General features: G+C 75.3%; 12 protein-coding genes. 8 read left to right on the top strand and 4 right to left on the bottom strand.

What is annotated here, in order from left to right:
• Window positions 1-205 precede the first annotated feature (205 nt).
• Window positions 206-2,368, top strand: coding sequence for a phosphodiester glycosidase family protein (locus tag RM446_RS02505; RefSeq protein WP_311543410.1), 2,163 nt, complete (start codon window positions 206-208; stop codon window positions 2,366-2,368).
• A 130-nt stretch (window positions 2,369-2,498) separates the two neighbouring features.
• Window positions 2,499-2,954 (top strand): MaoC family dehydratase, encoded by a 456-nt coding sequence (locus tag RM446_RS02500; protein ID WP_311543409.1) that lies wholly within the window; start codon window positions 2,499-2,501, stop codon window positions 2,952-2,954.
• 72 nt (window positions 2,955-3,026) lie between these two features.
• Here RM446_RS02500 and RM446_RS02495 read toward each other — a convergent pair whose 3' ends face one another.
• Window positions 3,027-4,079, bottom strand: a complete 1,053-nt coding sequence (locus RM446_RS02495) for a class I SAM-dependent methyltransferase (RefSeq protein ID WP_311543408.1) — start codon at window positions 4,077-4,079, stop codon at window positions 3,027-3,029.
• 773 nt (window positions 4,080-4,852) lie between these two features.
• On the opposite strand from RM446_RS02495, the gene RM446_RS02490 reads away from it, so the two are divergent.
• The 4 genes from RM446_RS02490 to RM446_RS02475 all read left to right on the top strand — a co-directional run bounded on the left by RM446_RS02490 (window position 4,853) and on the right by RM446_RS02475 (window position 13,272).
• Complete coding sequence (locus RM446_RS02490; RefSeq protein WP_311543406.1) at window positions 4,853-6,568, top strand: DUF2397 domain-containing protein; 1,716 nt, start codon at window positions 4,853-4,855, stop codon at window positions 6,566-6,568.
• On the top strand, window positions 6,565-7,923 hold the full coding sequence (locus RM446_RS02485; RefSeq protein ID WP_311543405.1) for a TIGR02678 family protein: 1,359 nt from the start codon (window positions 6,565-6,567) through the stop codon (window positions 7,921-7,923). The genes RM446_RS02490 and RM446_RS02485 overlap by 4 nt, the downstream gene beginning before the upstream one ends.
• A 172-nt stretch (window positions 7,924-8,095) precedes the next feature.
• Entirely contained in the window at window positions 8,096-12,406 is a 4,311-nt protein-coding gene (locus tag RM446_RS02480) for a TIGR02680 family protein (protein WP_311543404.1), read from the top strand.
• Between the two features lie 251 nt (window positions 12,407-12,657).
• Entirely contained in the window at window positions 12,658-13,272 is a 615-nt protein-coding gene (locus RM446_RS02475) for a superoxide dismutase (RefSeq protein ID WP_311543403.1), read from the top strand.
• A 369-nt stretch (window positions 13,273-13,641) separates the two neighbouring features.
• Here the strand turns inward: RM446_RS02475 and RM446_RS02470 are convergent, their stop codons facing one another.
• From RM446_RS02470 to RM446_RS02460, 3 genes are all read right to left on the bottom strand, one after another.
• On the bottom strand, window positions 13,642-14,316 hold the full coding sequence (locus tag RM446_RS02470) for an HAD family hydrolase (protein WP_311543402.1): 675 nt from the start codon (window positions 14,314-14,316) through the stop codon (window positions 13,642-13,644).
• A gap of 138 nt (window positions 14,317-14,454) precedes the next feature.
• Window positions 14,455-15,093, bottom strand: a complete 639-nt coding sequence (locus RM446_RS02465) for a DUF4126 domain-containing protein (RefSeq protein ID WP_311543401.1) — start codon at window positions 15,091-15,093, stop codon at window positions 14,455-14,457.
• Between the two features lie 184 nt (window positions 15,094-15,277).
• Window positions 15,278-15,532 carry a DUF2630 family protein gene (locus RM446_RS02460; RefSeq protein ID WP_311543400.1) on the bottom strand — a complete coding sequence of 85 codons (255 nt, stop codon included), beginning with the start codon at window positions 15,530-15,532 and terminating at the stop codon, window positions 15,278-15,280.
• Window positions 15,533-15,791: 259 nt separating this feature from the next.
• Here RM446_RS02460 and RM446_RS02455 point away from each other — a divergent pair, with 259 nt between their 5' ends.
• On the top strand, window positions 15,792-16,406 hold the full coding sequence (locus tag RM446_RS02455) for a hypothetical protein (RefSeq protein WP_311543399.1): 615 nt from the start codon (window positions 15,792-15,794) through the stop codon (window positions 16,404-16,406).
• Between the two features lie 241 nt (window positions 16,407-16,647).
• A complete protein-coding gene (locus RM446_RS02450) occupies window positions 16,648-16,935 on the top strand; it encodes a metal-sensitive transcriptional regulator (protein ID WP_311543607.1) in 288 nt (95 codons plus the stop codon).
• The last annotated feature ends 40 nt before the right edge of the window (window positions 16,936-16,975 follow it).

The following is a 16,975-nucleotide window of genomic DNA, read 5'->3' as shown; positions in this document are numbered from 1 at the left end:
GCTGCGCGCATGAGCCCCTAGCACCGGCCTTCGGGCTCCGTGCTGCCCCCGGCGCTGGACCGCTCGGGGCGGGGCCGACGATGGGATGGGCGCGCGCAGCACTGCGACACGTCGCCGGATCCGGCCGTCGCCCGGCGCGCTGCGTCGGTCGTTGGCGGACACGCTGCGCAGCGTCATCATTACCTGGAGGTGCCGACCGTTCGCCGTGCGGCCGCTCATCCGCCTGGAGGTCTCCGCCGTGTTCCACCGCGCCGCAGCAGCGGCCCTCGTCCTGGTCTCCGTGCTGTGGCCGGCGGCCCCTGCCGCGGCCGCAGCGGACGCGGCTCCGCGGGAGGTTCCGGTCGCCCCCGGTGTGGTGCTGGCGCCGGCCGGTGCCGACCACGCCTTCGGCATGCTCAGCGTGGACCTGAGCGGACCGGCGCAGGTGGCCTACGTCGGCGGCGGATCGGTCACCGAGTCCGCGCCGCTGGCCGAGCTCGCCGCGTCGCCGGGGACCGTCGCGGCCGTCAACGGCGACTTCTTCGACTCCGGCGCCTCGAACGCGCCGCTGGGCGCGGCCGTCCGCGACGGCGCGGTCCTCAAGTCGCCCGCCGCCGGCCACCGCCATGTCGCCGCGATCGACGCCGCGGGGCGCGGCGGGATCCACCGCGCCGAGTTCTCCGGCACCGCCGACCTTCCGGGCTCGGACCTGGACGTCGACCGCCTCAACAGCCACGAGGTCCCGGCCGACGGCACCGGCGTGTTCACCGGAGCCTGGGGCGCCCATCCGCGCTCGCGCGCCGCGGGATCCGGTCCCGTCACCGAACTGGTGGTGGCCGGAGGCGAGGTGCGCGACGTCCGCCGATCGGCCGGCGAGGGGGCCGTCGAGCCCGGCACCCGCGTACTGCTCGGCCGCGGCGCCGCTGCAGAACGCCTGGCCGAGGTCGAGCCGGGCGCCCGGGTCGGGCTCGACTACACGCTGCGCACCGCGGGGTCCGTACCGCACACCGCCGTCGGCGGGCGCAATGTGCTGCTGCGCGACGGGCGCGTGACCGCCGCCGACGACGGCGCCCGCCACCCGCGCACGGCCATCGGGTTCTCCCGCGACGGGCGGCGGATGTTCGCGCTGGTCGCCGACGGACGCGTCCCCGAAACCGAGGGCGCGACGCTGCGGGAGGCCGCCGAGCGGTTGCGCGCGGCCGGCGCCCATGAGGCGCTGGAGCTGGACGGCGGCGGCTCGGCGACGCTGCTCGCCCGCGAGCCCGGAACGCGCGAGGCGGTGCCGCACAACCGCCCGGGCGAGGCCCTTCGCGCGGTGTCCAACGGGCTGGCGGTGCGCGCGCCCGAAGGAGGCGGCCGTGCCCGCGGCGTGTGGGTTCGCCCGGTGCTGCGCGCGCGGCCGGAACCGGGCTCGGCGCTGCCCGTGCGGCCCGACCCCCGCCGTGTGTTCTCCGGGCTCAGCCGCGCGCTGGCCGCCCGCCCCTACGACTCCGCCTACGGGCCCGCGCCCTCGGCCGCGCCGCGCTGGACGTCCGAGGGCGGCGGGGTGGCGGAGGGGCTGTTCCGCGCCGGCGAGCCCGGCCGGGCGCGCGTGGCAGCGCGCATCGGCGGCGCGCGGGGGGCACTGGGCCTGCGCGTACTGCCGGGCCCCGATCGCCTGGAGACCGATCCCGGGGTGCTCGCCTTCGCGGACGCGTCCGCGCCGGGCCGGCCCCTGGTCGTCGACGGGGTCGCACCCGACGGCACCCGCGCGCCCGTCGAGCCCGCCGAGGCCGAGATCACCGTCGAGCCGCGCCGGCTGGCCGGCGTCACCCGGCGCGACGACGGCAGCGTGCTGGTCGAGCCCGAGACCGGCGAGGGGAGGGGCTCCGTCACGATCGCGGCGGGCGGGCGCAGCGCCGAGGTCCCGCTGGTGATCGGCTCGCGCCGCGTGCGGCTCGCCGACTTCGAGGACGCCGGGTCATGGAGGGCCGAGACCTACCGCGCCGCCTCGGCCGAGGTCGGCCCGGCGGTGGGGCGGGAGGGCCGCGGGCTCGGACTCGACTACGACTTCACCGGCGAGCGGCGCAACCGGGCCGCCTATGCCGCCGCCCCCGCGCCGCTGCCGGCGGGCGGCACCGCCTTCGGGTTCCGGCTGCGGGTGCGCGGGGACGGCAACGGCGCCCTGCTGGCACTGACCGTGTCCGACGCCGAGGGCGGACGCCGTTCGGTCTACGGCCCGCGGATCGACTGGAAGGGCTGGCGCGAGGCGGAGTTCGGCGTGCCGGAGGGGACAGCGCATCCGGTCGCGGTCGAGCGCGTGTACCTGGTCGAGACACGATCCGCCGAGCAGTACCGCGGCCGGGTGGTCTTCGACGACCTGCGCGCCTCGGTCGCCCTGGACGGCTGAGGCCCGCGCGGGGTCGGCCGCGGCCGACCCGGGACGGCCTCCCGCACCGCCCCGCCCTTGCCATACCGAACAGTCGGTTCGCTACAGTCTCTGGGAGCCGTCCGTCCGGGCCAAAGGAGTGCACACGAACATGCGGACCTTCACCGACCTCGCCGACCTCGTCGCCGCCAAGGGCGAGCACCTGGGATACAGCGGGTGGCACACCGTCACTCAGGAGTCCATCGACACGTTCGCCGACGCGACCGGCGATCACCAGTGGATCCACGTCGACCGGGACAAGGCCGCCGCGGGCCCCTTCGGCGGGACGATCGCGCACGGCTTCCTCACCCTGTCGCTGCTGTCGGCCTTCAGCCCGCAGGTGTGGCGGCTGGAGAAGCAGCCGACGATGACGATCAACTACGGCCTCAACCGGGTGCGCTTCCTGCAGCCCGTGCGCTCGGGGGCGCGCGTGCGCGACGGGGTCGAGCTCACCGACGTCCGCGAGACCAAGAGCGGGACGCTGCTCACCTTCCAGCACACCGTGGAGATCGAGGGCGAGGAGCGCAACGCTCTCGCCGCCGAGGGCCTGTCCCTGGTCGTCCCCTGAACCGCGTTCCCGCGGGCCTCGGCCGCGTTCAGCGCGGCCGAGGCGCCCGACCGCCGCGGGTGCGCACCGCTATCACAGCGCCTTGCGGACGAAGACCCGCGCGCCCTTCTCCGCCTGCTCCTCGCGCGAGCCGAGCTCGGGGAAGTCCTGCAGCCAGCGCTTGCCGATCGCGCGCTCGTCGGGACGGCCGGCGTCGTCGAGGACGAAGACGGCGTCGGGCGCGGAGCGGGGCAGCAGCACCGGCAGGGCGGGATAGCGGGCCTGCTTCGCGGTGCCCGCGGGCGGTCCGTCCACGAAGACCACGCCGATGTCGTGCAGGTCCTCCACCGCCGACGTGTCGTACCACGGCCGGGCCTCCGCGGCGGCGCCGTCGGTGTCGGTGTCGGGGAGAGGGCTCCAGTCGGTCAGCGGCGCGTGGCGGACCTCGACGATGTCCTCCAGCCGGTGGTCGCGCACCAGTTGGCGCGACAGCTCGGCATAGCGCTCGGTGTGCTCCAGGGCGACCAGGCGCCCGCGCCCGGCGCGGCGCAGCGCGTAGCCGAGCCAGACGCTGGACGCGCCGCTTCCGCACTCGACCACCAGGTCGGGCCGGTTCGTGTCGACCAGGCGCACCAGCAGCCGCATCACGTCGGGCGAGGCGGCCCAACCGCGCAGCGCGGGCATGAAGGGACCCGCCCCGAGGTACTCGCGCAGCTCGGTCCAGGCCACCTGCTGCTCGTAGTCATGGCGGCCCTGCACCGTGACGGCTTCGGTCAGCTCCTTCGACATGGACGGCAGCGCCTTGGCGCGCACCTGCTCGAGCTCCGCGCGTGTACCGGACAGCGACTTGCTCAGCTCCGCGCGGCCCGCGCCGACGGCCTCGGCCACCTCGCGCCCGCGGGTGTCGAGGCGCCGGTCCGCATCCCGCAGGCGGCGGTCCAGGGCGGACACCCGACGGGTCAACCGCACCATGAGCAGCGTGTTCGCCGCCGCCGCGGCTCCCACGGCCGCCACCAGCGCGGCGCTCTCCCAGCCGAGCACGCCCAGTCCCGCAAGCGCCGCGAGCGCGGCCAGCCCGATGGCTGCGACCAGTGCCGTCGCCGCCAGGTACTTCCAGCCGGAACGCAGGGACCGCAGGAACCGCATCGAGGACCTCCAGAATCGTGTGCCCGCCGAGCTCGGCGGACTGGGGGATCTCCCCGCCCGGGCGCGCGCGGCGTTTCGGAGATCGGCGCCGCGAAGCGGGTCGGCGGCCGACCGGAGCAGGGGGCCACCCGCGTTTCGGAACAGAATACAGCGGGGTGGAATTGACACTAACGCAATACGGGGCCGCGTGTGGCGGGCGCGCGCCGGGAGAAACACCGGACGGACACAATTCCCCTTGTGTTCATCGGCACGACAACCCCGGCGCCGCCATCCGGGCGGCCCGCATGAGGGCTCCGCCCGCCGGCGGCGCTCCGCCGAGGCCGGAGGATCACGACGCCCGGGTTCCGCCCGGCCGCCGAGCCGGTCGGCGGCGCTCCAGGGCTTCGGACCAGGCGGAACGGGATCTCCGGCGCGCCACCGGCCACACGCACACCCTCGCGGTGCCGTGCTGCCTCCGGTTTCCGCCGGTCAGCGGCGAATCGTTCCGACCAGCGTGTCCCGAGCCATTCCGGTCCGCACGGGAAATGCGCGCTCCCGCACGCCGGCCCCGCCCGGGCAATGGCCGCCGCCGACCGGAAACGGGGCCGCCGGAACCGCCTTCGACGGCGCATTCCGCGTCCCCGCATGTCCGGCGGGAAACCGGCAGCCGGCCGCGGAGTCAATTCCCGGCCGAATGCGAACGATTCCGCGCGTCCCGCGTCGCAACCGCCCGCCGCGCGCCGCCGGCGGCCTGTCCGCGTCGGACGCCGCGACGCACTAAGTTGGGGCGGGTCATGCACAACGACGACGCCGAACGGCTCCCGCAGACCGCCGGAGACAGCGCCCCCGCACCGGGAACCCGACCGCCCGGCGACGCTCCCGCACCCGCACCCGCAGCGGACCCCGCCGGCGAGGCGGAGGATTCCGCCGGCGGAGCCGCCGACCGGCTGCGGCTCTACGGCTACCTCACCGCACCCGAGCGCCGCACCTATCTGGCGGTCATGCGGCTGTTCACCTCCACTCTCATGGCCGATCTGGGCGCCGGGGAGGTCGCCGCCGCCCTGGCCGGCGCCGAGCGCCGCGGCGAGATCGACGCGGGCGAGTCCCGGCTGGAGGTCGTCGTCGACCGGCTGGAGCAGCTCGCCCGGTGGGGCAACCTCGTGCCCGGCCGCCGCGAGCCCGCCGCCACCATCGCCGAGTTCACCCGCAGCCGGGTGCGCTACCAGGCGGCCAAGCTCGCCGTGCGCGTCCAGCGCGACGCCGAGGACGTGCTCAGCGTCGCCGAGGGCGCCCGGGAGGTCTCCCGCGAACTGCTGCCCGCCATCGAGCGCGGACTCGCCGACATCGAGCGCACGCTCGGCGCGATCCTCGGCACCGAGCAGGGCCGCGGCCCGCAGGCCGCGTCGGCGCACGGACTGCGCGAGCGCCTGGCGCAGCAGGTGACCACGCTCTTCCTTCAGCACGAGGAGTTCGCTGCCGCCGTGCGCGACTTCTACGCCTACCTCGGCTCGGTCATCGCCCGCTACGACCTGGCTCCGGCGGAGACGGCCGGGTTCAAGCACATGCTGCTGGAGTACGTCGAGCTGATCGCCCAAGACGTCCTGCGCCACTCCGAGCCCGTGGTGGTTCGGCTGAGCGAGCTGAACCGCAGGCGCGCGGAGCTGCTGGAGCGGTTGGACGCCGGGGCCGGCGGCGACCTGGCCCCGCGCCCGACCCGCTCCGGCCAGACCGAGCTGATGGAGCGCGCCCCCGGGCGGCGCGCCGCCGACTGGGAGCAGCTGACGGGGTGGTTCGTGGGCCGCCCCGGCCGCCCCTCCGAGGTCGACGAGCTGCGCGAGGCCACCAGCCGCGCGATCACCGCCCTGTTCGCCAACGTCAAGCGTGTCACCGGCGCCGGGGGCGTGGACCCGGGACGGCGCCGCGACCTGGCCCGGCTGGCCGGCTGGTTCGACTCGGCCTCCCCGGAGGCCGCACACGACCTCTACGCCGCCGCCTTCGGCCTGTTCTCGGCCCGCCACCTGGCGCTGGCCGCCGACGACGACTCCCCCGATCCCACCCGCACCTGGCCGCAGGGCCGGCGCATCGACGTCGAGGTCAACGTCCGCAGCCGCAGCGAGCGCGCACCCGGCGGGCCGGCACCGCGCATCAGCGACGACCCGCTGGGACGCGCGGCGCTGCTGGAAGAGGAGGAGCGCCGCCGGGGCCGGCGCAGCGCCGCGGTGGGCGAGCTGGCGGCGGCGCGCGGCGACCTGGCGGGCGCGCGGCTGTCCAGCGACGCGCTGGAGGTGCTGTGCGAGCTGCTGACCCTGGCCGGTGCCGACCGGGACGGGACGGCCGACCAGGGCAGCGCCTCCGACGCGGCCACCGGGCTGACCGTCGTGCTGGAGCCGCGCCCCCAGGGCAGGGTGGCCCGCATCGGTTCCGAGCTGGGGGCGCTGGAGCTGCACGGCGTCGATGTGCGCCTCAGTGTCGAGGACCCGCTGCTGCCGGACGCGGAGGGAGCACGATGAGCCGCCGCGACCCGCTCACCGGCGGCGAGACCGCCGCCTTCGACGGGCTGGACGAGATCGAGGCGGCACAGGTGCGCCGGTGCGTGCGAGTGCTGCTGCGGCGCCCGCTGCTGCGGGCCGAGGGGCCCGACGGCGAGGCGCTGTCGGCCGTGCGGCGCTACGCCGACCGGCTGCAGACCCTCTTCGCGGGCTACCTGGGCTACCGGCTGGTGGTCGAGCCCGGTTTCGCGCGGCTGTACAAGACCGGGCGCACGCCGGACGGCATGGGCGGCGCGCACAAGCCCAACGGGGCGCCGTTCACCCCGCGCACCTACGCCTACCTGGCGCTGGTGCTGGCGGTGCTCACCGGAGGCCAGGGGCAGCTGCTGCTGTCGTCGCTGGTCGGCGAGGTGCGTGCGCTGGGCACCGAGGCGGGGCTGGAGCTGGGTGCGGGCATCGTCGACCGGCGCGCGCTGGCCGCGGCGCTGCGCCACCTGATCGACCTGGGCGTGCTGGCCGAGACCGACGGCAGCGTCTCGCCGTGGGCCGAGGACGCCGAGCGCGAGGCGCTGCTTACCGTCGACGCCGAGCTGCTGGGCCACCTCGTCGCGGCGCCGCTGGGACGCGCCGGCTCGCCCGAGGAGCTGGCGGGCGGCGCCGATCGCGGCGCCGAGGAGCGCCACCGCGTGCGGCGGCGGATCACCGAGGATCCGGTGGTTCCGCACTCCTCGCTGTCGCCGCAGGAGCGCGACCGGCTCCGCGCCGACCTGGGCGCCGAGGCGCGGCTGCTCGAGGACCTGACGGGGCTGCGGCTGGAGGTGCGAGCGGAGGGCGTGCTGGCCGTCGACCCCGAGGGCTACCTCACCGACCGCCACTTCCCCGGAAGCGGGACCGTGGCCCGCATCGCACTGCTGGCCGCCGCCGAGCTGCTGGCCCCGGCCCCGCCCGACCGGCACGCGGACACCGACGGCACGGACGGCACCCCCGGCGGCAGCGGTGAGGAACCGGACGGCGGCACCGAGGAGGGCTGGGTGCCGGTCACCGCCGAGCGGCTCACCGCCACGGTGGCCGGGCTGGCCGAGCGCTACCCGCGCGCCTGGTCGCGCGAGGCGGTGCGCGACACCGGCCGCCTCGCCGCGTCGGTGACCCAGACCCTGGCCCAGTCGGGACTGGCCCGCACCGGCACAGGCGGCTCCGTCGAGATCAGCACCGCGGCGGCACGATACCGTCCGGCGCCCGACGGCCCGGAGGGCGCCTCCGCCGACGGGGCCGACGCCGCCGTCGCGGAGGAGGAGTCCGGCGGAGGCGGCGCGGGCGGGGCGTCCCCCGCCGGCGGGGCCGTGCCGCCCGGCCAGGACGCCCTCTTCGGCGTCTGACGCCCGCCGCACCGCGCGGTCCGGCACCGCGGCTCGGCCCGCCGGCCTCGCGCCGCGCGGCGTCGGCACCGTCTTCTACCCTGCTCGGCAGGGGTTCGGTTGCCCGTCCGCCTTCGGGCGGAGGATTCGTGGGAGGTACACCATCGACGCCAGTGAGCCCGATCAGCAGCCGGTGTCCGCGGACGCTCCCGGCGCCGCCGACGGCGGTGGGCCGGCGGAACGAGGCGGCGCCCGTCCGCGCGAGCGGTGGCGGCTGCACCGGGCCGGGGTGGTCAACATCTGGCAGTACCGCGACGAGGAGTTCGACCTCTCCGGCGGCCGGGTGATCTTCAAGGGCACCAACGGTTCGGGCAAGTCGCGCACGCTGGAGCTGCTGCTGCCGCTGTGCCTGGACGGCGACCTGCGCAACATGGGCTGCAAGGGCTTCGACACCGTCAGTATGAGCCGGCTGATGCTCGACGACTACGCCGAGGGCAGCATGCGGCTGGGCTATGCCTGGACCGAGCTGCGCAGCATCGCGCCCGACGGTACCGAGGAGTTCGCGACCTGCGGCGTGGGCGTGAAGGCCAGTGCCTCCAGCCGCCAGGTCAGCGACTCCTGGCGCTTCATCACCCCGCTTCGGGTGAACAAGGACTTCGCGCTGACCGAGCAGGACCGCCCCATCAGCCAGGCGCGGCTGCGCGAGCGCATCGGCGAGGACGCCGTCCTCGGCGGGCAGGAGGCCTTCCAGCAGCGGGTCGCCGCGACCGTGTACGGCATCAGCGGCGGCAGCCGCTACTCCGACCTGCTGCACCTGCAGCGCACACTGCGCAATCCCGACATCGGCCTGAAGGTGCTGCAGGGCCAGCTGGAGCAGCTGCTCTCCGACGCGCTGCCGCCGGTCGACCCCGACGTCATCTCCCGCACGGCCACGGGGCTGGACAACCTCGAAGGCGTGCGGCGCAACGTCGCCCGGCTGCGCCGCGCCGACACCGCGCTGGGCGAGTTCCTCGACGGCTACGGCGGCTACGCGCTCGGGGTGCTCACCGACCGCACCGCCAAGCTGGAGGCCGCCGAGGCCGACGCTCGGCGGGCCGAGGGCAGGAGCGCCAAGCGCGAGTCCGAGCGCGCCTCCGCCGAGGAGGCGCTGCGCGGCGCCGAAGCCGAGCGCGACGCGGTCACCGAGCGCGCCGACGCGGTGCAGACCGAACTGGAGGCGCTGAAGGCCTCCCCCGCCTACACCGCGCTGGGAGACCTGGAGGACAAGGAGGCCGCCGTGGCCTCGCAGCGGCGGCACGCGGCGGCCGCGCTGGAGAACGCCGCAGGTCTGCGCTCGGCCGAAGAGCAGTCGGTCGGTGCCGTCGAGCGTGCCGCCGGGCTGGTCGACCGACTCGGCGCGGCGGCGTCCGCGGGAGCCGCCGAGGCCCGCGAGGCGCTGGAGGGCGTGGGCCTGGGCGCGGCGCTGGGGCGGCTGCCCGCGCTGGCGCCCGAGGCGGGGCGCGGGCGCACGGTCGAGCGCGTGCTGCTCTCGCCCGAGCCCGGGGCGCGCCCCGAGGAGGTGCACCGGGAGAGCGCCCCCGGGATCGCGGCGGGCGAACTCCGGGAATCGGCAGAGGCGGCGGCCGAGGGCGTGGACGAGGCGGCCCGCGCGGCCGCCGGACGCGGCCCCGAGCTGTCGGCTCTGCGCTCGCGCGCCGAGCACCTCGACGAGGAGGGCCGGCGCGTCGACGGCCTCGGGGAGCAGGCCGCGCGCGCCGCCGAGGACGCCGACGCGGCCGCGCGCAGCGCGCGCGAGGGCGAAGAACGCCTGCGCGAGTCGGGCCGGGACTGGGCCGAAGCGGTAGCGCGCTGGCACGCCGAGGCGCTGCCGGTCGACGACCGCCCCGAGCCGGGCGAGCTGCCCGAGCCGCCCGACGGCGACGAAGTCGGCGCCGACCCCGAGGGCTTCCGCGGCGTCCACCGCGACGTGCGGACCGCGCTGGCGCCGCGGGTGCGCGGCGCGCAGCACGCGGTGCTGCAGGCCGAACAGCGCCTCGCCGAGACCCGCGACGAGCGCTCCCGCCTGGAGAAGGAGCTGGCGGAACTGCGTGCGTCGGCCGAGGTCGAGCCGCCCGCACCGGCGCTGTCCACCGCCGCGCGCACCGCCGACCGGGGAGCGCCCTTCCACCGGCTGGTCGACTTCGCCGACGGGGTGCCCGGCCCGGCCCGTGCCCGCCTGGAGGCGGCGCTGGAGGCCGCGGGGCTGCTCACCGCCTGGGTGCGCGCCGACGGCCGGGTCGACGGACGCGCCGACGGCGACGACACCCTCGCGGTTGCGGGACCGGAGTGCCGCGGCCCGTCGCTCGCCGACGCGCTGCGCCCGGCCGCCGGCGACGCGGCCGTGTCCGACGAGGCGGTCGAGGCGCTGCTGCGCAGCGTCCCGCTGCTGGGCACCGCCGAGGTCGCCCCCGCCGACAGCGCCGCGCTCGCCTCCCGTGCGCAGGACGCCCCGGGCGGGCTCGCGTTCGGGCTCGACGGGCGCTGGCGGTCCGGCCCGCTGCACGGCCTCCACCGAAAGGGCGCCGCCGAGCACATCGGCGCCGGAGCACGCGAGGAGGCGCGGCGGCGGCGCGTCGCGGAACTGGAGGAGCACGGCGCGCGGTTGAGTGCCGACGAGGAGGCGCTGCAGGCGGAGCTGGCGGCCGCCCAGCGCCGGGAGGCGGCGTGGAACACCTGCCTGGAAGCCTTTCCCGACATCGGCGAGGTGCTCCGCGAGCACATCGAGACCCGGTCGCGCCGGTCTGCGGCCGCTCGCGCCGCCGCCGACGCCGAGGAGGCCGAGGCCGGGCACGCCCGCGCACGGGCGCGTCTCGCCGCCGAGCAGGCCGACCACCGGCGCGGCTGCGCCGAGCTAAGCGTGGCCCCGGGCGCGGCGGAGTTGCGCAGGCTGTGCGAGCAGGCGCGCCGCGCCGTTGAGTCGCTGGAAGGCGTGGGCGCCCTGCTGCGCCGCGACTACGCCGAGGCGCTGCGCTCGCTGGCGGCCGCGCAGGAGGACCACGAGCGCACCGTCGAGTCCCGGCGCAAGGCCGAGGGAGACGCCGCCGAGATCCACCGCGCCTACACCGAGGCCCACGCCGTGCTGTCCACCCTGCGCTCGGGGTTGGGCAGCGACGCCGAGGAGGTCGGCGGGCGCATCGCCGCCCTCCAGGAGGAGCGCGGCGAGCTTCGCAATCGGGCGCCCAAGGCGCAGGGCGAGGTCGAGGCGGCCATCAAGGCGCTCGCCGACGCCGAGGGCCGGCTGGGCGCCGTCGAGGCGCAGGTGCGCGAGGCCGGCGCCAAGGTCGCCGACGCCGAGGACGCGCTGACCGACGCCGCCGGCGTCGGAGGCGTCTGGGAGGCCGCCACGGGCCTGGTGGAGCCGCCGTTCCAGCGCGCTGAGCTGCGCGCGGCGCTGTCGGCGGCGGTAGCCGAGCGCGCCGTCGACCGCGAGGACGCGGCGGCCGAGCGGTCCGGGGCCGGGGCCTCCCGCGGCAAGGGCAGGCGCGGCGGAGGCAAAGGCGGCGCGGGCGACCCCGCCGCGCTGGAGCGCGACCTGATCGCGCGCCTGCAGGCGCTGCAGTCGGCGCTGGCCGGCACCCACGACGTGCAGGCCGACCGCGACCAGGGCATCCTGACCGTCACCGTCAGCGACGAGGCCGGGACCGCGCCCGTCGCCGCCACGGCGCGCGCGACCGCGGCCCGCCTCGCCCAGGCCGAGGACAACCTCACCGCGCGGGAGGAAAGCGTCTTCGAGGAGTACCTGCTCGGCGACATCGCCGAGGAGCTGCACCGCCAGATCGGCGCCGCCGAGGCGCTGACCCGCCGGATGAACACGGTGCTGGAGGCCGCCCACTCCAGCCAGGGCGTGCGGGTCGAGCTGTCCTGGGAACCCTCGCCGCAGCTGGACCCGGCCGAGCGCGCGGCGTTCGCGCTGGCGAAGAAGCCGCTGGCCCGCCGCAGCGCCGAGGAGAACGACCGGCTGCGCCGCGCTCTGATGGACCGCATCCGCGCTACCCGCGCCCAGGGGGCCGGCACCGGCTACGCCGAACTGCTGTCGGGGGCGCTGGACTATCGCCGGTGGTACGCCTACCGGGTGCGCATCCACGACACCGGTCCCGACGGCCGCCCGCGCGACCGCCGCGTCCGCCAGCTCTCCTCGGGCGAAACGCGCCTGGTGTCCTATGTCACCCTGTTCGCCGCCAGCGCGGCGTTCTACGACGCCCTGCAGAGCGACGCCGAGGGTTCGCTGCGCATGGTGCTGCTGGACGAGGCCTTCGAGCGGCTGGACGACCCCACCATCGCCCGGCTGCTCGAACTGCTGGTGGACCTGGACATGGACTGGGCGATCACCTGGCCCTCCGGGTACGGGGTCTCGCCCAGGATCGACCGCATGCACATCTACGACATCCTCAAGCGCAAGGGCGCCTGGGGCGTGGCCTGCGCCCGCACGACCTGGAACGGCGCGGGCTTCGAGCGGGCCGGGTGACCCCGCGCGGCGGCTGGTGCGCGCGGGGCGGGCCGCGGTCGGCGCTTCGGGCGCACACGGCGGCGGAGTCGTGGGGATAGGAAGCGGGCGGCCTGGGTAGAGCGCGGGGGTGACGGACCCGGGATTATTCCCGCCGCCCCCTGTCAGAAGGGCTATAGCGGCGGGTCGGGGCGGCTGCTGATAGCTTCTTTACCGGCGATCGCGTTCGCCCCGAATCCTTTTTAACCGCGTCAGAGGAAGGTGCGTAGAACATGCCTGCGCCTTACGAGCTTCCGGAGCTGCCCTACGACTACTCGGCGCTGGAGCCGTGGATCTCCGGTCAGATCATGGAGCTGCACCACGACAAGCACCACGCCACCTACGTCTCGGGCGCCAACACCGCGCTGGAGAAGCTGGCCGAGGCCCGGGACAAGAACGACCTGAGCACGGTCAACCTCCTGGAGAAGAACCTGGCGTTCAATCTGGCGGGGCACATCAACCACACCGTCTTCTGGCCGAACATGTCGCCGGACGGCGGCGACAAGCCCGAGGGTGAGCTCGGTGCCGCCATCGACGACCAGTTCGGGTCCTTCGACGCCTTCCGCGCCCACTTCGGCGCCGTGGCCACCGGTGTGCAGGGCTCGGGCTGGGCGATCCTCGCTTGGGACATCCTCGGCCAGCGCCTGATCATCGAGCAGCTCTACGACCACCAGGGCAACCTGGCGGCCGGCTCCTACCCGCTGCTCATGCTGGACATGTGGGAGCACGCGTTCTACCTGCAGTACAAGAACGTCAAGGCGGACTACGTCAAGGCGTTCTGGAACGTCGTCAACTGGGCGGACGTGCAGCGCCGCTTCGACGACGCCCGCAAGGTCCAGCTCGGCTGAGGCCCGCTCGACCCCGGGCGCAGCGAGCGGACGAGGGGCGGCACCGTCGGTGCCGCCCCTCGTCCCGTCCCAGGCCCCGCACCCGTTGATCTATTCCCAAAACAGCGGAGCTAGCACCTCTGACCTGGGCAAACGCACTCCATCGCGAGACGCCCACGAAATCCCGTTATCGTTCCGTGACATTCTCTGGAGTGGGTCTGGAGCGGGCCGGTTCACCCTCGTTTTGTTCCTCCGGTACGGCCGACCAGAGGGAGGCCCCACACAGCTTGTAGCTATCGTCACTGGAAATCGTTTTTCTTCACGATAGCTACAAGATCAACGGTGGTGGGCCGACTTCAGCCGCGTGATCGCCGGTTGCCGGACGGTCGCTCAGGCGCACAGGGCGGCGACGGCCTGTCGGGGTGAGTCGACCACGGGGTGGCCGGTGGCCTCCAGCCGCTCGCGGCTCATCATGCCGGCGGCGACCAGGATCGCGTGCGCGCCGGCCTCGGAGGCGGCGCGGCCGTCGTCGTCGATGTCGCCGACGAGCACCACCGTGGCGGGGTCGACCTCCAGCTCGGCGAGGTGGGCGGCCAGGTGGCGGGACTTGGAGCCGTCGCGGGTGTCGAAGCGCCGCCCGTCCACCCGCGCGAAGTGGCGCTCCAGCGCGCGCTGGGCGACCAGCGCGGTGACGCTGTCGTGGGAGGCCATCGACAGCAGCGACTGCGAGCCGCCGTAGGCGTGCCAGTCCAACAGGATGTCGGGCACACCGTCGGCCAGGCCGCAGGAGGGCAGCAGCTCGGTGTAGTGGTCGTCGTAGACCCGGTTCAGGCGGGCCCACTCCTCCTCGGCCAGAGAGCGGCCCAGCAGCTCCTCGTAGCAGTCGAGCAGCGGGCGGCGGAAGAAGGTGCGCCAGAAGTCCAGTTCCACGGGGTCCCGGCCGAACTCGGCGCAGACGCGGTTGAGGGCGGCCATGTTGGCGTGGTTGTCGTCGAGCAGCGTGCCGTTCCAGTCCCAGACGATGTGCTTGACGCCGTTGAGGCGAGCGAACCCGTTTTCTACCACGCTGAGCACTCTAAGACACGGCGCCGACCGAACCGACGCCGACCTGCGCGCGCGGGCGGCGGCGAGCACGGAGCCGTACGCAGGCTCGCGCCCGGGTCCGGGCCGAGACCGAACCGGGGTGTACCGCCCGCCGCGGGGTCAGGGGATGTGCGGCGCCGCCGAGCTCCGCCGCTCGCGCCGCCGGCGCCTGCGGCGCTGCCGAGCCCAGACGCCGACCGCCGCCATCAGGACGACGGCGACCACGGCCACGACAGGGACGAGGACGGCCGCGACCGAAGTCAGCACGCTGGCGGCGTCCTCGACGACGCTGACCACCGGGCCGCCGGCACCGAACGTCACGGCGTTGAGGACGGGTCGCGCGCTCGCCTTGAGCAGGTGGAAGGCCAGCGCTATCAGCACGCCGGCGGCGATCTGCCACCAGGCCGCTCCCCCGTCGCCTCCGGCGCCGCCCGCGTCTCCGCCGGCCAGCGAGGCGATCTCCGTGGCGGTTGCGGAGGAGGCGCCGGCGCCGAAGGTGATCCCGCCCGATGTGGGGCGCACGACGGTCTGCACCGCGTCGTTGAGGCTGTCGACCGCGGGGATCTTGTCGGCCGCGACCTCCAGCGCCAGCAGAACACCGAGGATGGCGAGCACGGCGGGGTGCTCCAGCCACTGCCATCCGGGGCCCAGCGGCAGCAGTTCGGTGTAGCGCGCGATGATTCCGACGGTCAGCAGGGGGACGTAGGCGTTGAGACCGGCGGCCGAGGCGAGCCCGGTCCCGGTCAGAATCTCCAGCATCGAGGTGCGGCCCGATCCGTCTCAGCAGCTCTGGGCACCGGAAGCGGCGCCGCTCGCGGGAGGCGCGCCGACCGCCGGTGCGCGGTCGCACTGTGAGACGCCGGAAACGGCCTCCGGGTTCCCCTCGGCTCCTGCCGGGGCCCGCGCGGGCCCGGGCGCGGGGGGGCCGCGACCGCCCGCGGACCTACTGCCGGTAGCCCTCGACGTCGTCGGCGGGGCGCACGCGCACGGCGTCGGGGTCGTCGCCGAACTCCTCGCGGGCGCGGCGCTGGCGCAGCAGGTCCCAGCACTGGTCGAGTTCGCCTTCCAGGCGGCGCATCCGCTGGCGCTCCTCCGGCGTCAGCCGGTGCTCGTTCTGCTCACGCAGGTCGCGCTCCTCGGTCACCAGGTCGCTGATGCGGCCGAGGATGCTGCTCTCCTGGTCTCTGGACTCGCTCATACCCCAATGGTCGGTCGGCGGCCATCCGGTTGGCAAGCGTTGCGGCCCTCCTCTGGAGACGGCGGCGGCCGCGGCGAGCTGCGGATTCGCCCGCCGGAGGTGCGGTCGGGCCCCCGCGGGCGCGGGGCCCTTCCACCGGCCAGGTCTGAGAGCCGCCTTCTGGGGGGACTGTCTGGGACACGGGCTTCGGCGGCCGCCTCCCCGGCCGCGCCGCCGGCGCAACCCTGCCCCCACCCCTCTCACTCTTCGGAGACTATCGATGCGGATCTACGCCGATCGCCCTCTGCGCTTCCTGGTCCAGTCCGGTGCCGACCTGCTGACCGCGGGCTGGATCGCAGCGTGGGTGTGGGCGGGCCTGACACTGCACGAGGCGCTCCGCGCCCTGGCCGAGCCCGGCGAGCTGATCGAGTCGGCCGGCGACGGCGTGGCCGAGAGCATGGCCGACGCCGCCGACCAGGCCGAGCGGGTGCCGTGGGCGGGCGACGGCCTCGCCGCGCCGTTCGGCCGCGTCGGCGACGCGGGCGCCTCGCTGAGCGAGGCCGGCCGCGGGTTCCAGGAGACCATGGGCACTGTGGCGCTGTCGCTGTCGCTGATGACGGCGGTGGTCCCGGTCCTCTTCGCGCTGGTCGCCTGGCTTCCCACGCGGGGCCGGTGGATCCGCCGGGCCTCAAGCGCCGCGGCGCTGCGGTCGATGCCCGCCGACAGCGGTGCGCCGCTGCTGGCGCTGCGCGCACTGACGACGGCGCGGCCCCGGCGGCTGCTCAAGGTCGCCCCCGATCCGGTCGGGGCATGGCGTGCGGGCGACGCGGAGGTCGTCGCGGGCCTGGCGGAGGTGGAGCTGCGCCGGTTGGGGCTGCGGCCGCGCCGGCGCTGAAAGACGAAGCCGTTGATCGTGTAGCCATCGCGAAGAAAGGCGATTTCCAGTGACGATGGCTACACGATCAACGGCAATAGGCCGACTTCACCCGCGTGGGGCGATACTGGGGCCGTTCGCCCGGCCGCGGGTATCGTCCGGGGCGGCGCGGCGCGGGAATGCCGTACGGACACAGGGCGCTGCTATACCCGAAGGGGGTATATTGATGGCTGAAGAGCGGGATACCGGAGAGAGCACTCAGATGGCCACCTACGGCTACCACGACAACAAGAAGAGCCACCTCGACCGGCTCAGCCGGATCGAGGGGCAGGTCCGTGGCCTGCGGCGGATGGTCGAGAGCGACTCTTACTGCATCGACGTCCTCACGCAGACGGCCGCGGTGAACAAGGCGCTGCGCTCGTTCGCGCTGTCGATGCTCGACGAGCACCTCAAGCACTGCGTGGGGCACGCCGTGGCCAACGGCGGCGAGGAGGCCGACGAGAAAGTGCGCGAGGCCTCCGAGGCCATCGCCCGGTTGGTGCGCTCCTGACCCGCCCTCGCAACCGACGCACCCGTCTATGAGGAAGGAC

The organism is Streptomonospora wellingtoniae (assembly GCF_031845375.1).
Taxonomy (GTDB): domain Bacteria; phylum Actinomycetota; class Actinomycetes; order Streptosporangiales; family Streptosporangiaceae; genus Streptomonospora; species Streptomonospora wellingtoniae.
This window is presented reverse-complemented; position numbering and strand designations above follow the sequence as displayed.

Excerpts from the sequence above, each read along its gene's own strand:
- RM446_RS02495 (WP_311543408.1), bottom strand. The coding sequence starts at position 4,079 with ATGCGGTTCCTGCGGTCCCTGCGTTCCGGCTGGAAGTACCTGGCGGCG.
- RM446_RS02465 (WP_311543401.1), bottom strand. The coding sequence starts at position 15,093 with ATGCTGGAGATTCTGACCGGGACCGGGCTCGCCTCGGCCGCCGGTCTC.
- RM446_RS02490 (WP_311543406.1), top strand. The coding sequence starts at position 4,853 with ATGCACAACGACGACGCCGAACGGCTCCCGCAGACCGCCGGAGACAGC.
- RM446_RS02485 (WP_311543405.1), top strand. The coding sequence starts at position 6,565 with ATGAGCCGCCGCGACCCGCTCACCGGCGGCGAGACCGCCGCCTTCGAC.
- RM446_RS02460 (WP_311543400.1), bottom strand. The coding sequence starts at position 15,532 with ATGAGCGAGTCCAGAGACCAGGAGAGCAGCATCCTCGGCCGCATCAGC.
- RM446_RS02500 (WP_311543409.1), top strand. The coding sequence starts at position 2,499 with ATGCGGACCTTCACCGACCTCGCCGACCTCGTCGCCGCCAAGGGCGAG.
- RM446_RS02450 (WP_311543607.1), top strand. The coding sequence starts at position 16,648 with ATGGCCACCTACGGCTACCACGACAACAAGAAGAGCCACCTCGACCGG.
- RM446_RS02455 (WP_311543399.1), top strand. The coding sequence starts at position 15,792 with ATGCGGATCTACGCCGATCGCCCTCTGCGCTTCCTGGTCCAGTCCGGT.
- RM446_RS02475 (WP_311543403.1), top strand. The coding sequence starts at position 12,658 with ATGCCTGCGCCTTACGAGCTTCCGGAGCTGCCCTACGACTACTCGGCG.